Genomic DNA, 13647 nt, shown 5'->3' on the forward strand with positions numbered 1-13647 from the left:
CCGACTTGTCGATGAGCCGTCTGTTTCGTGCCAGGATTCCACCCGTCACCTCACGCCCGCCCCCCCCAGGACCGAGGAGCCCCCACGTGACCACCTCGCCCACCCCCCGCCACTACGACGTCATCGTCCTCGGCGGCGGCTCGCCCGGCGAGCACTGCGCGGGTGCGCTCGCCGAAGGCGGGCTGCGGGTGGCGGTGGTGGAGCGCGAGCTGGTCGGCGGGGAGTGCTCGTACTACGCGTGCATCCCGTCCAAGACCCTGCTGCGGCCCGGCGAGGCCGTGCACGCGGCCCGCGAGGCGGCCGCGAGTGCCGACGTGGACGTCGACGCGGCACTCGCCTGGCGCGACTTCATGGTGTCGGACTACTCCGATGCCGGACAGGAACGCTGGCTCTCCGACAACGGCATCATGCTGCTGCGCGGCACCGGCCGGCTCGCCGGCACGGGCACCGTCGAGGTCGACGGCGAGCGCTACACCGCCGACCACGTCGTCCTCGCCAACGGCGCCGACGCCGCGATCCCGCCGATTCCCGGCCTGTCCGGGCTCGGCACCGGGCCCGACGGTGTGTGGACGAGCCGGGAAGCCACCGCCATGAAGAGCGTCCCGCGCCGGCTGCTGATCCTCGGCGGCGGGCCGGTCGGCGTGGAGATGGCGCAGGCCGTGCGCCGCTTCGGCGCCGAGGTCGCGCTCGCCGACCGTTCCGCGCATGTCCTGGCCCGCGAGCCCGCACCGCTCGGCGAAGCCCTCGGCGAGGTGCTGCGCCGGGACGGCGTGGAACTCCTGCTGTCCGCGGGCGCGAGCGGGGTGAAGCGGGAGGACGGCGAGTACGTCGTCGCGTTCGAGGACGGCCGCGAACTGCGCGGCGACCGCCTCCTCGTCGCGACCGGCCGCCGTCCGCGGGTACAGGACGTCGGCCTGGAGAGCGTGGGCATCACCCCCGATCCGCACGGCGTCCCCGTCGACCCCTACCTGCGCGCGGGGGAGCGGCTGTGGGCGATCGGCGACGTCACCGGCTTGTGGCCGCTGACCCACGTCGGCAAGTACCAGGGCCGCGTGGTCGCCGCGAACATCCTCGGCGGCTCCCGCACCGCCGACTACAGTGCGGTGCCGCGCGTCGTCTACACCGACCCGCAGGCCGCGTCGGTGGGCTCGGACACCGGCCGGTTCAGCGCCACCGTGCCGCTGTCCGGGGTCGCCAAGACGGCGACGTACACGCGGGAGTACGCGGACTCGAACGGCTTCCTCACCCTGCTGAGCGACGGCGAGCACCTCACCGGCGCCTACGCCCTCGGCCCGGAGGCCGGGGAGTGGCTCCAGCAGGCGACGCTCGCCATCCGCGCCCGGGTCCCGCTCGACGTCCTCACCGACACCATCCAGCCGTTCCCGACGTTCTCGGAGATCTACATGTCGGGGCTGAAGGCCCTGCGCGCCGAGATCGCGTCCTGACGCGGATTCGGCACGAAGAGCACCCGCGTGTCATCACGAAGAGCACCCGCGTCTCAGCGCGGGTAGTACCCCGGGGCTCCCGGGGCGCGGCGTGCCGCAAGGCTGCCCGCCACACACGCGACGATCGTCGCGATCAACGTGAGATAGGCGCCCGCTTCCGCGGTCGGCGAGACCGCGTTGACCATCTCCATGGTGGCACCCGCCTCGCGGGCGTCGTGGACCGTCCAGATCAGGTACGCCGGATGCACGACGGAGATCCCCGCTCCGATGCCGGCGAGCGCCGAGAAGAACACGCCGCCCCGGTTCGCGCCGCGAACTTGGATCCCGATGACGAAGAGCAGCGACGCCAGCACGGCGACGCTCACGACCCCGATGCTCAGGTAGGCCTCGTAGCCCTTGTACTTCTCGCTCTCGTCCTCCACCGACGCCGAACCCCACGGCATCAGCGCGGAGAACGACGACAGCACCATCAGCACCAGCGCGAGGGCCGCCCAGCCGCGGCCCGGGCGTGGCGGGCGTCCGTACGCGTACGGCGGCGGCGTCGCCTGGTGGTGCGGGTACGGCCCCGGTGCCCCGCTCCCCGGCCAGCCGCCGTGCGGCATCGGGTTCGGGTACGTCACCGGGTCGGGCTGCCGCCACGCGGGCGGCGGCCCGGCGGGCTGTGCCGGGACGGACGAGCCGGGCGGCGGCGACGTCGGCGGCACCGGGCGCGGCGGCGCGGCGGGCGGCGGAGTGGGAGGCATCGCCGATGCCGTCGGCACGTGGGGGGCGCTCGCGGCCCGCGTCGACTTGACCGTGGGCGGCGCCGCGGGCCGGGCGGGCACACCGCCCGCGTTCGGTGCGGCCGCGGGCGGGGCCGAATAGGCGGCCTGGCGGTCGGCGAACGCCTCGAGCGCGGAGCGGACGTCGGATATCGCCGCGTACCGCTGCTCGGGGTCCTTGGCCAGCATGCGCAGCACGACGGCGTCCAGCGCGGCGGGCACCTCGGCGCGGCGCTGCGACGGCGGGTCGGCCGGCCGTCCGAGGTGCTGGTTCATCACCGCGAACACCGAGTCGCCGGTGAACGGCGTGTGGCCGGTCAGGAGTTCGAACAGCACGCAGCCGAGCGAGTACTGGTCGGCGCGGGCGTCGACGGCGTGGCCTTGGGCCTGCTCCGGCGACATGTAGGCGGGGGTGCCGACGATGCGCCCGGTGGTGGTCAGCCGGGTCGCGGTGTCGGCGAGCATGCGCGCGATGCCGAAGTCGAGGATTTTGACGGCGCCGTTCGTGGTCAGCATGACGTTCGACGGCTTGATGTCCCGGTGCACGATGCCCAGTCCGTGGCTGTGCGCCAGCGCGTCGGCGATGTCCCGGGCGATCGCGGCGGCACGGCCGACGGGGACCGGGCCGGAGCGGATGTACGTGGACAGCGGCTGCCCGTCGACGTACTCCATGACCAGGTACGGCACCGGGTCCGCGGAGTCGTCGTCGCGCCCGTAGTCGTGCAGCACCGTGATGCCCGGATGTGCCAGCGCGGCGACGGCGCGCGCTTCGCGCTGGAAGCGCTCGCGGAACTCGGGCTGGCGGGACAGCTCGCCGGGCAGCGTCTTGATGCCCACGATGCGCGCCAGTTCGCGGTCGCGGCCGCGCCAGACCTGGCCCATCCCGCCCTGGCCGATCGCCTCGATCAGCTCGTAGCGGTTGTTGAGAACACGCATGATCCCCCCGGACCCGAGAGTGGCGGCACGAGTGTATTGCGGGCGCGAACCGCCGGACGTGGTTTTGCCGCCGCGCGCAAGCGACGCTATCCGCCCGACGGGGCCAGCGCGTCCACAAGTCCCCAGGCCAGCGCCTGTTCCGCGGTCAGCGTGTCCCCGGTCAAGGCGAGCCAGGCGGTGCGGTGCCGGCCGATGCGCGGCGGGATGCTGGCGGTTCCGCCCGCGCCGGGGATCAGGCCCATGGCGATCTCCGGAAGCCGGATGGCGGTGTCCGGCGCGGCCACGACGCGGCCCGCGAACGCGGGCAGTTCGATGCCCGCACCGACGCACGCGCCGTGCAGGTACGCGGTGACCCGGGAACCGCAGCGCTGCAGTTGCGCCCCGGGGCTGCGGTGCACGCGGATCAGATGCGCGCGGGCCGGATCCGCGCTGGTGCCGAACTCCGCCAGGTCGCCCCCGCTGCAGAACGCCGGTCCGTTGCCGCGCAGGTGCACCTCGGCGACGGACGGATCGGCCACCGCGATCCGGAACGCCTCGCACAACGCGTCGCGGGTACCCGCGTCCATGGCGTTGCGCGCCTGCGGGCGGTCCAGCGTGACGTGCAGCGCATCGCCGTCGCGGCGCACCAGCACCGGCTCGGCGACGGGCCGGGGCGTGCGGGCCGGCGCGGACTCCCGCCACCCGCGGAACCCGGCGCCGCTCAGCAGCATCGAGTAGGCGAGGGACTCGGCGACGATCCGGTCCGCGCCGGTCAGCGCCAAGCCCATCCGCAGCACCTGGACGAGTGCGAGCGAAGCGGCGGGCTGCGCCTCGACCACCGCGGCGAGCCGGGCCGCGGCGGCGTGCGGATCGCCGCAGCCCACCCACGGGCGCGGCGCGTCGGACGGTCCGGTCAGCAGGACGTCGCAGGACTCCGCGCCGCCCGGCAGGGCCGCGGGGTCGCGCGGCTCGGTGGCGATGCCGACGACGACCCGGTCTTCCCGGCCCCACAGGACGTCGGCGCCCGCGAGGGCGTCCGGGCGGTCGAGATCGACGGCGAGGAACGGCGACTCCACGTTTTCCCTTCGTTTGCCGCGGCCCGGGCCCCATGCGCGGCCCCGGGTCCCTGTTCGTAGCAGAGCCCGGGCGCCGGTGCCAGGCCTGCGGAAAACCGGGTGATCCGGCACGCCGCGGGCCGATGTCGGGCATCCCGCCCGGACTGCCCGACGCCTGGCGGGTACCGATCCGCACGGCCAAGCGCCAGGATCGGAACGCCCGACGGCGCCTCCGCGCCCCGGGCCGTCCCCCGAACCGATCCGCAGAGGTGACACATGGCCTACGCCCTGGACCCCGAAGTCGCCGCCGTCGTGGCGCTGATGCCCGGGACGCCGCTCACCGACATCCCGGCCCTGCGCGGCATCGAGAGCACCCTGACGTCGGCACTCGGCGAACCGGACGCGTCCGGCGTCGACGTCGCCGACCTCACGGTGCCCGGCCCGGCCGGCGCCCCCGACGTCACGGTGCGCGTCTACCGCCCGGCCGGAACCGCGGGCACCGTGCTGCCGCTGGTCTTCGACATCCACGGCGGCGGATTCGTCCTCGGCTCGGTCGACATGTTCCACGGCGGCAACCTCGACCTGTGCCGGTCGCTCGGCGCCGTCGTCGCCTCCGTCGAATACCGGCTCGCCCCCGAAGACCCCTACCCCGCCGGTCTGGAGGACTGCTACGCCGCGCTCACCGCCCTGGTCGGCGCCGCCGCCGACCTCGGCATCGACCCGGAGCGCGTGGCGGTCCGCGGCGGCAGCGCGGGCGGCGGCCTGGCCGCGGCGCTCGCCCTGCTCGCCCGCGACCGCGGCGGACCGCGGCTGTGCTTCCAGTTCCTCGGCTTCCCGGAGATCGACGACCGGCTCGCCACGCCCAGCATGGTCGCGTTCACCGACACCCCGGGCTGGAACCGGCCGAACGCCGAGATCAGCTGGGACGCCTACCTCGGCCCGGGGCGGCGCGGCGGACCCGACGTGCCGGCCTACGCGGCGCCGTCGCGGGCGGAGGACCTGGCCGGGCTGCCGCCCGCGTACATCTCCGTCATGCAGTTCGACCCGCTGCGCGACGAGGGCATCGCCTACGCGCAGGCCCTGCTGGCCGCCGGGATCAACGTCGAACTCCACCTCTTCCCCGGCACGTTCCACGGCTCCGGGCTGGCCCGGCACGCCGAGGTGTCGCGGCGGGAGCGTGCGGAGGAGATCGCCGTCCTGCGGCGCGCCCTGTTCGGCTGACCCCCCGGCCCCGAACCCCCGGGACCGGCGGTGGCGGCGGCAGCCGTCAGTGCCGGGACAGCCTGCGCAGGGTCAGGGCGAGCATGGCGCGGAACCGGTCCGCCGGTTCCGAAAGCTCCCAGCCGAGCGCCCGCCCTGCGCGGGCCACCCGGTCCGCGACCGAACTGTGGTGGAGATGCAGGTGCGCCGCGGCGCCGCGCAGCGACCCGCTGCGGCAGAACGCCTCCACGGCGGCGAGGTCGCCCTCGCCGCCCGGCCGGGCCGCGTAGGCCTCGACCGCGGCCAGCTCCGGACGCCGCCGCAGCTCCTCCGGCGGCAGCGCGGCCAGCACCGCCAGCGCCCCGAGCCCGTCGTGCCGGACGACGGCCGCCTCCGCGTCGCCCGCCACCGCGAACCGCAGCGCGACCCGGGCCTGCGCCCAGGACGTGCGGGCCCGCTCGGCGTCCACCGCGTCCCCGATGCCGACCACGACGCCGGGCGGCACCGCCGGGCCCGCGAACGCGTCCGGTGCCGACGGCGGCTGCACGAGGACCGCGACCACGCCTTCCACCACCGCGTGCGGAGCCCGGCACTCCGCCGGGCGGGCCTGCGGGGGACGCCCGGGCGCCGCACCGCGCACCGCCACGACGGCGAGCGGGCGGCCCGGGACCAGGCCGAGGAGCCGCAGCGCACGGACCCGGCCCTCCGCGGGGGTGTCGTCGGCGAGCACGAGTTCGACGAGCGCGGGGTCGGCCGGCTGCGGGCCGGGCCGGTTGGTGTGCGCGGCGGTCACCGCGGCCAGCGCCATGCGCTCCAGGACCAGCGAGTCCAAAGGGCCGGGGCCGTCCGGACGTTCCAGCCACACACCGCCCGGCCCGGCGGCCAGCGCGGTGGCCGGGAAATTGCCGCGGACCGAGGGCAGCGGCTCGCCGTCGGGCCGGTAGCGCACGACCGTGCCGTCCGGCCGCCACAGGCCCGCCGGGCATTCGGCGAGCGCGGCGGCGGCACGCACCAGCGCGGGCGCGGACGCGCCGCGCGTCACCAGGGCGTCGAAGTACGCGATCACCCGGAGCGCGGCCTCGGCATCCGGATCGAGGGCGGACAACCTCAGCAGAAGACCCTCCACGCGGCGACTCTAGCCGGACGCGGCAACCCCCACACGGGCCGGCAGGATCCTCCCTCGGCTCCCCGCAGGCCCTTGCCGGCCCCGCCTCCGACTGCCCGTCCGTCCGCGCGGGTACAGCGCCGGGATGGTCGACAACTCGGGGCGGGGCGAAGCAAGCGGGCGGGACGGCAGGCCCCACACGGCGGCGGACGTCGTCCGGCACGCCGTCTGGCCCGGAACGGCCGCCCGCGACGGCCGGTTCGTCCCCGCGCTGCTGGCGCTCACCGTCGTCACCGGCCTGGTCGACGCGGTGAGCTACCTCGGCCTCGGACGGGTGTTCGTCGCCAACATGACCGGCAACGTGGTCTTCCTCGGCTTCGCATGTGCGGGTGCGCCCGGGCTCTCCGCGGCCGCGTCCCTGGTGTCCCTCGGCGGCTTCGTCGTCGGGGCGTTCGGCGGCGGGCGCCTGCACCTGGTCACCGAAGTCCCGCGCGCGCGGCTGTTCGCCACCGCGGTCGCCGGGCAGGCGGTGCTGCTGGCCGCGGCCACGGGCATCGCCGCGGCCGGGAAGCCGTTCGCGGACGGTGTCCGCTACGGCCTGATCGCCCTCCTCGGCGTCGCCATGGGCCTGCAGAACGCCGTCGTCCGCCGCCTCGCCGTCCCCGACCTGACCACCACCGTGCTCACCCAGACCCTCACCGGCTTCGCCGCCGACACCGGTGACCGGCGCCGTGCCGCCCGGCGGCTGGCGTCAGCCGTGGCGATGTTCCTCGGCGCGCTCGCGGGCGCGCTGCTCGTCCTGCGCGCCGACCTCGCCCCCGCGCTGGGCACGGCCACCGCCCTGGTGGCGCTGCTGGCCGTGGTGTCCTGGGGATATCTGCGCCGCCGAGCACGGTGAACTCGCCGACCCCGCGACGATTTCCGACTCCGGGGCCGCGAAGGACCGCGGCCGCGGGGGGCCGGTCTGTTAGCCTGGCCGCATGCAGCGTGCCTTCCAGACGACGACGCCGGAGTCCGTCCCGGCGCGCTGAGCGATGACTTGGAGCAGCCCCGGGGCGAGTGCCCCGGGGCTTCGCCGTTTCCGGGGACTCGCCTCGCCGCCATTACCGCGAGGAGAGCACGATGTCCGACTCCGTGGCCCCGAAGAATCCGATGAACCCGATGCCCGGCGGCGACGCCGCCGACCGGCCCGATCCGCGGCACGACCACCGCAGACTCGGCCGGGAACTCGGCCTGTTCGACACCGACCCGCTGATCGGCGCGGGCCTCCCGTACTGGCTGCCGGACGGCGCCGCGGTGCGGCACGCCCTGGAGGAGTACATCCGCGCCGCGGAGCGGCGGGCCGGCTACCGGCATGTGTACTCGCCGGTGCTCGGCAAGCGCGAGCTGTACGAGATCTCCGGGCACTGGTCGCACTACAGCGACGACATGTTCCCGCCCATGGACCTCGGCGGCGAGCAGGTGCTGCTGCGGCCGAGCCTGTGCCCGCACCACGCGCTGATCTACCGCTCGCGGTCCCGCAGCTACCGCGAACTGCCGCTGCGGATGGCGGAACTCGGCGGGATGTACCGGGCGGAGCTGTCCGGCGTGCTCGGCGGCCTGACCCGGGTCCGGTCGATCCAACTCAACGACGCGCACATCTTCTGCACCCTCGGCCAGGTCGCCGACGAGGCGCGCGGCGCGCTGGAGCTGATCGGGCGGGCGTACGAGGCGCTCGGCATCCGGCCGGCCCGCTACCGCCTGTCGCTGCCCGGGCCCGGCGGGAAGTACGTGGCGGCGCCGGAACTGTGGCGCCGGTCCGCGGCGCTGCTGACCGAGGTGCTGGACGGATTGGGGCTGCCGTACGAGGCGGCGGAGGGAGAAGCGGCGTTCTACGGCCCGAAGATCGACGTGCAGATCGCCGACGCGGCCGGGCGCGAGTCGACCCTGTCCACCGTGCAGGTCGATTTCCACCAGCCGGAGCAGTTCGGCCTGGAGTACGTCGGCGCGGACGGCGCGAAGCACCGCCCGGTGATGGTGCACCGCAGCATCGTCGGCAGTGTGGAGCGCGCCGTCGCCCACCTCATCGAGGTGCACGGCGGGGCGTTCCCGGCCTGGCTCGCCCCCGTGCAACTCGTCGCGCTGCCCGTCACCGACGCGGAACTCCCGCACGCCGAGGCATTCGTGGCCGACTGCCTCGACCGGGGCCTGCGCGCCGAAGTCGCGCTTCCGGAGGCCGGCAGCCTCGGCGCCCGCATCCGCGCGGTACGGCTGGTCCCGTACCAGGCGGTCATCGGCGCCAAGGAAGCCGCCGACGACCGGGTCTCCCTCCGCCTCCGCGACGGCCGCCGCCTCGACCCGCGCCCGGCGGACCGGGCCCTGTCCGAGATCACCGCCGTGCTGGCCGGCCACGGCACCGCCCTGTGGGGTTCCTGATGCGACCGGAACGACCGGAACGACCGGAACAACCGGAACGGCCGACCGGCGAGCCGAATGGCGGAAGGCCGTACCCTCGGCGATGATCGACGAGGCGTTATGCCCGTTTTGTCAGAGGAAGGGGTCATGCCTTGGCCGCCGCAAGCACGTTGACCGTCTGGAAGTTCGACAACCCGCAGGGCGCCGAGGAGGCCGAGCGGAAGCTGCTGACCCTCCAGAAGCAGGAACTGATCACCGTCGTCGACGCCGCGGTGGTCTCCTGGCCGCCGGACAAGAAGAAGCCGAAGACCAAGGAACTCCACGACCTCACCGGCGCGGGCGCGCTGGGCGGCACGTTCTGGGGCCTGCTCTTCGGCCTGATCTTCTTCATTCCGCTGATCGGCGCGGCGATCGGCGCCGCGACGGGTGCGCTGTTCGGCAGCCTCAGCGACGTCGGCATCGACCAGGACTTCATCGACCAGGTCCGCGCCGAGATCAAGCCGGGCGACTCGGCGCTGTTCCTCATGAGCAGCGGTGCGGTCCTGGACCGCGTGCTGCCGGAGTTCGAGGGCAGCCACGCGAAGCTGATCCGCACCAACCTGTCGCACGAGCAGGAGACCAAGCTCCGCGAGGTCTTCGCGAACGACTGACCGCGCGAGCGGCAAGCGCATGAGTGGCGCGCGGCGGATGATCCGCCGTGCGCCACACATGTGTCGGGGCCCTTGGTCGGAGTCACCCGAAAGCCACCTTGCCGCACCCCCACGGGCGACAAACCGTTGCGCAGCCCGGGCCGGGTCGTTGGCCGGGGCGTGCAGCATATTGACGTCGATCTCGTCGGTCCGGCCCAGGCCGTGGCCCACATCGTCGCCCGCCTTCGCGAAACGGACGTCCTGGTGTCCGCCCGCGAACTCGTCCGCAACTCCGAGAATCCGGAATACGGATGGCGCAGCATCACCGTCGCCGTCCCCGAGCACGCCGCCCACGACTGACCCGAAGCCGACCGGGGCGGGCAACCGCCCGGCGTCCGCGGCCGGTTCACGACCCGGCCGCGGCGCGCCCGCGCAGCCGCATCGCGTACACCAGGCAGCCGGCCGCCGCCGTCGAGGCCGCCGTGCGGACGATGTTCCAGGCCACCCACGGGTCCTCGAAGTCCCGCCGCACCGCCCCCGGGTCGGCGAGCGCCGCGGCGTCGCCCGCGTCCTTGAGGGTGTTGTTGAGCGGGATGTTGAAGCCCATCGTGGTGAGCAACCCGGCCGTGTACAGCGCGAGTCCGGCGATCGTCCAGCGCAGGGCCGCACCGCCGCCCGCCTTCCGCTGCCGGAACACCGCGATCAGCGGCAGCACGAACGCGCCGAAGAAGCCCGCGAAGAACACCGGGTTCTCGATCTTCACGTTGATCGCCTGCATCGCGGCGACGAACGTCCGGTCGTCGGTGGCCGCGAGGCCCGGCATGACCGCGCATGTGAACGCGAAGTAGGTGCCCGCGACCAGCCCGGTCGCCACGGTGCCGGCGAGCAGCACCCGGTCCCGCGAGCCGCGCGCCGCGGGGGAGGGGGCGGGCACGGGGGAGGCGGCGTGCGGGCCGGCGGGGTGCGTGTTCATCGGATCTCCTCGTCGTCCGGCGCCGACCCGGGCGGCGGCGAGCCGGGGTGGCCAGGGGGCTTGCTGGTTGATGCGTCCAGTCAAGCCCGCGCGAATGAGACTTTCCATCGGCCAGGCGCCCATTTCCATGTTCATTCGTCTACGCTTGCCGTCATGGATGCTCTCGCGGGACTCCTCGACGGCCCACGTGCCCAAGGCGCTTTCCTGCTCCGCTCCGTCCTCGACCCGCCGTGGTCGGTCCGGGTCGAGGACGAGGCGCCGCTCACCCTGGTCGCCATGGTCCGCGGCACCGCGTGGTTCCTCCCACACGGCCCGGACGGCGGCGAGCCCGTCGCACTCGGCCCCGGCGACATCGCGATCGCGCGGGGCCCCGACCCGTACACCGTCGCCGATACCCCGGAGACCGCCGTGCAGGTGGTCATCAAGCCCGGCCAGGTGTGCCTGAGCCCGGACGGCACCAAGGAGTTCGCGCTGGCCGAATTCGGCGTCCGCAGCTGGGGCAACGCCGCCGAGGGCACGACCTGCATGGTGACCGGCACGTACCAGCTGGAAGGCGAGATCAGCCGCCGCCTGCTCGACGCGCTGCCGCCGCTGGTGGTGATCCGCGACGACGAACGCGTCAGCCCGCTCCTGCCGATCTTCGCCCGGGAAGTGGTCAAGGACGAGCCCGGCCAAGAGGCCGTCCTCGACCGGCTCCTCGACGTCATCCTCATCTCCGCGCTGCGCGCCTGGTTCGCCCGGCCCGACGCCGAAGTCCCCGCGTGGTACCGGGCGAACAGCGACCCGGTCGTCGGCCGCGCGCTGCGCGCCCTGCACGGCGACCCGGCCTATCCGTGGACGGTCGCGAACCTCGCCCGCGCCGCCGGCGTGTCGCGGGCCGCGCTCGCCCGCCGGTTCACCGAACTCCTCGGCGAACCGCCCATGACCTACCTGACCACCTGGCGCCTCACCCTCGCCGCCGACCTGCTGCGCGAGCCCTCGGCGACCATCGGCGCGGTCGCCGAGCAAGTCGGCTACGGCAGCCCGTTCGCCCTCAGCACCGCTTTCAAGCGGGTGCGCGGCGTCAGCCCCAAGGAGTTCCGCGCCCTGGCCGTCCGCGCCTGACCGCCCCACCGCCCGGCGCTCCCGGGGCCGGGCGGTACGAGCCGGCGCCGCCCCCTGTGCATACCGCCACGAAATATCCCCCGAATATGCCCCTGAATATGGCGGCAATGCGTCGGTCCTGTCGCCTAAAGTCCGGAACATGACGACGATTGACGTGCGCGGCTACCTCGCCCGCCTGGGACTCGACGGCATATCGGATGTGCCCGGGCCGCCCTCCGGCGAGCTGCTGTTCACGCTGCACCGCGCCCACCTGGAACGCATCGCGTACGAGGGCCTGCACGCCCAGCTCGGCGAGCCGGCCCCCATCGACCCCGCCGCATCGGTCGCCCGCATCGTCGCGGGCCGCGGCGGATACTGCTTCCACCTCAACGGTGCCTTCGCCGAGCTGCTCAAAGCCCTCGGCTTCCCGGTCACCCGGCACCGCGCCGGCGTCCAGCCCCGCTTCGAGGACCCGCCGGGCGTGCTCGGCAACCACATGGCCCTGACCGTGCGCTGCGAGAGCCGCGAATGGCTCGTCGACGTCGGCCTCGGCGACGGCTTCCACGAGCCGCTGCCGCTGCGCACCGGCGTCTACGAGCAAGGCCCCTTCTCCTACGCCCTCGCCCCCTCCGACGTCGTCCCCGGCGGCTGGCGCTTCACCCACGACCGCCGGGGCTCGTTCCCGCGGATGGACTTCGCCCCCGAACCCGTCGACGTGGCGGAGTTCGAAGAGAAGCACCAGTGGCTGTCCACCTCGCCCGAATCGAGCTACCTCCGCACCTGCGCGGTCCTGCGCCGCGACGCGAAGGGCACCGACAACCTCACCGGCTGCGTGCTCAAGCGGCAGGACGCGGCCGGCACCACGACCACCACCGTCACGACCGAAGCCGACTGGTACGCCGTCCTCGCCGACGTGTTCGGCCTCGGCCCTGACAGCCTCGGCCCCGAGGCACGCCGCCGCCTGTGGGACAAGGTGGCCGCGCAGCACCTCGCATGGGAGGACACCCGCGCGAGCACCTGAGCCACCACAGGTCTCCCGGCTAGGGTCGGGCCACGAAAGCGGGCAAAGACACCACCGAGACACTACCGAGGAGGCCGAGTGGGGACGTTGCGGGACCTGTACCCGGAGATCGAGCCGGACGAGCACGGCATGCTCGACGTCGGCGACGGCCAGCGGATCTACTGGGAGCTGTGCGGGAACCCCGAGGGCAAGCCCGCGGTGTTCCTGCACGGCGGGCCGGGCGGCGGCAGCACGCCGACCCACCGGCGGCTGTTCGACCCGGAGAAGTACCGCGTCCTGCTGTTCGACCAGCGCGGCTGCGGCCGCAGCACCCCGCACGTCAGCGGCCAGGACGTCGACCTCGCCGCGAACACCACGTGGCACCTCGTCGCCGACCTGGAACGCCTGCGCGAACTCGCCGGCTTCGAGCGGTGGCTGGTCTTCGGCGGCTCGTGGGGCAGCACCCTCGCGCTCGCGTACGCCCAGACGCACCCCGAACGGGTCAGCGAACTGATCCTGCGCGGCATCTTCACCCTGCGCGCCTCCGAACTGCACTGGTTCTACCAGGAGGGCGCGTCCCAGCTGTTCCCCGACCTGTGGGAGTCGTTCGTCGCACCGATTCCGACGGGGGAGCGCGGCGACCTGATGACGGCCTACCACCGCCGCCTCAACTCGCCCGACCCCGAGGTCCGCGCCGAGGCCGCCGTGGCGTGGAGCGTGTGGGAAGGCTCCACGATCTCGCTGCTGCCGCGCGCGGACGTGATCGCCAAATCCGGCGAACGCGACTACGCGCTCGCGTTCGCCCGCATCGAGAACCACTACTTCGTCAACAAGGGCTTCATGGCGGAAGGCCGGTTGATCGCCGACGCGCCCAAGCTGCGCGGCATCCCCGGGGTCATCGTGCAGGGCCGCTACGACGCCTGCACCCCCGCGCGCACCGCGTGGGACCTGCACCGGGCCTGGCCCGAAGCGGAGTTCGTCATGGTCGGCGATGCCGGGCACGCCTTCGACGAACCCGGCATCCTCGACGCGCTGATCCGCGCCACCGACACGTTCGCCTGACCCGCGCGTGACCGCCGACCGCCGC

The 13647-nt window shown here is 74.1% G+C and carries 13 protein-coding genes; 9 read left to right on the forward strand and 4 right to left on the reverse strand.

Annotated elements, in window-relative coordinates; all coding sequences use genetic code 11:
* The first annotated feature begins 86 nt into the window (after nt 1-86).
* A complete protein-coding gene (locus ABEA93_RS02435) occupies nt 87-1445 on the forward strand; it encodes a dihydrolipoyl dehydrogenase family protein (protein WP_345673557.1) in 1359 nt (452 codons plus the stop codon).
* Between the two features lie 53 nt (nt 1446-1498).
* Here ABEA93_RS02435 and ABEA93_RS02440 read toward each other — a convergent pair whose 3' ends face one another.
* A complete protein-coding gene (locus ABEA93_RS02440; RefSeq protein WP_345673558.1) occupies nt 1499-3142 on the reverse strand; it encodes a serine/threonine-protein kinase in 1644 nt (547 codons plus the stop codon).
* An 86-nt stretch (nt 3143-3228) separates the two neighbouring features.
* Nucleotides 3229-4197, reverse strand: a complete 969-nt coding sequence (locus tag ABEA93_RS02445) for an enoyl-CoA hydratase/isomerase family protein (protein ID WP_345673559.1) — start codon at nt 4195-4197, stop codon at nt 3229-3231.
* Between the two features lie 255 nt (nt 4198-4452).
* On the opposite strand from ABEA93_RS02445, the gene ABEA93_RS02450 reads away from it, so the two are divergent.
* A complete protein-coding gene (locus tag ABEA93_RS02450) occupies nt 4453-5397 on the forward strand; it encodes an alpha/beta hydrolase (protein ID WP_345673560.1) in 945 nt (314 codons plus the stop codon).
* A 46-nt stretch (nt 5398-5443) separates the two neighbouring features.
* Here the strand turns inward: ABEA93_RS02450 and ABEA93_RS02455 are convergent, their stop codons facing one another.
* Nucleotides 5444-6502, reverse strand: a complete 1059-nt coding sequence (locus tag ABEA93_RS02455; protein ID WP_345673561.1) for a helix-turn-helix domain-containing protein — start codon at nt 6500-6502, stop codon at nt 5444-5446.
* Between the two features lie 124 nt (nt 6503-6626).
* Between ABEA93_RS02455 and ABEA93_RS02460 the strand changes: the two genes are divergently transcribed.
* The 4 genes from ABEA93_RS02460 to ABEA93_RS02475 all read left to right on the forward strand — a co-directional run bounded on the left by ABEA93_RS02460 (nt 6627) and on the right by ABEA93_RS02475 (nt 9864).
* The gene (locus ABEA93_RS02460; protein WP_345673562.1) at nt 6627-7379 is read left to right on the forward strand and encodes a YoaK family protein; all 753 of its coding nucleotides are present in this window, start codon (nt 6627-6629) and stop codon (nt 7377-7379) included.
* Nucleotides 7380-7642: 263 nt separating this feature from the next.
* Nucleotides 7643-8896 (forward strand): threonine--tRNA ligase, encoded by a 1254-nt coding sequence (gene thrS / locus ABEA93_RS02465; protein WP_345673905.1) that lies wholly within the window; start codon nt 7643-7645, stop codon nt 8894-8896.
* Nucleotides 8897-9027: 131 nt separating this feature from the next.
* On the forward strand, nt 9028-9525 hold the full coding sequence (locus ABEA93_RS02470) for a DUF1269 domain-containing protein (protein WP_345673563.1): 498 nt from the start codon (nt 9028-9030) through the stop codon (nt 9523-9525).
* A 159-nt stretch (nt 9526-9684) separates the two neighbouring features.
* On the forward strand, nt 9685-9864 hold the full coding sequence (locus ABEA93_RS02475) for a hypothetical protein (protein ID WP_345673564.1): 180 nt from the start codon (nt 9685-9687) through the stop codon (nt 9862-9864).
* 46 nt (nt 9865-9910) lie between these two features.
* Here ABEA93_RS02475 and ABEA93_RS02480 read toward each other — a convergent pair whose 3' ends face one another.
* Nucleotides 9911-10477: an anthrone oxygenase family protein gene (locus ABEA93_RS02480; protein ID WP_345673565.1), complete on the reverse strand. Its 567-nt coding sequence runs from the start codon at nt 10475-10477 to the stop codon at nt 9911-9913.
* 153 nt (nt 10478-10630) lie between these two features.
* Between ABEA93_RS02480 and ABEA93_RS02485 the strand changes: the two genes are divergently transcribed.
* The 3 genes from ABEA93_RS02485 (at nt 10631) to pip (ending at nt 13622) form a co-directional block, all read left to right on the forward strand.
* Complete coding sequence (locus ABEA93_RS02485; protein WP_345673566.1) at nt 10631-11581, forward strand: AraC family transcriptional regulator; 951 nt, start codon at nt 10631-10633, stop codon at nt 11579-11581.
* Nucleotides 11582-11720: 139 nt separating this feature from the next.
* The gene (locus tag ABEA93_RS02490; RefSeq protein WP_345673567.1) at nt 11721-12581 is read left to right on the forward strand and encodes an arylamine N-acetyltransferase family protein; all 861 of its coding nucleotides are present in this window, start codon (nt 11721-11723) and stop codon (nt 12579-12581) included.
* A gap of 78 nt (nt 12582-12659) precedes the next feature.
* Complete coding sequence (pip, locus tag ABEA93_RS02495; protein ID WP_345673568.1) at nt 12660-13622, forward strand: prolyl aminopeptidase; 963 nt, start codon at nt 12660-12662, stop codon at nt 13620-13622.
* Nucleotides 13623-13647 lie beyond the last annotated feature (25 nt).

Source organism: Yinghuangia aomiensis, assembly GCF_039542225.1.
In the GTDB taxonomy this organism is placed as follows: Bacteria; Actinomycetota; Actinomycetes; order Streptomycetales; family Streptomycetaceae; genus Yinghuangia; species Yinghuangia aomiensis.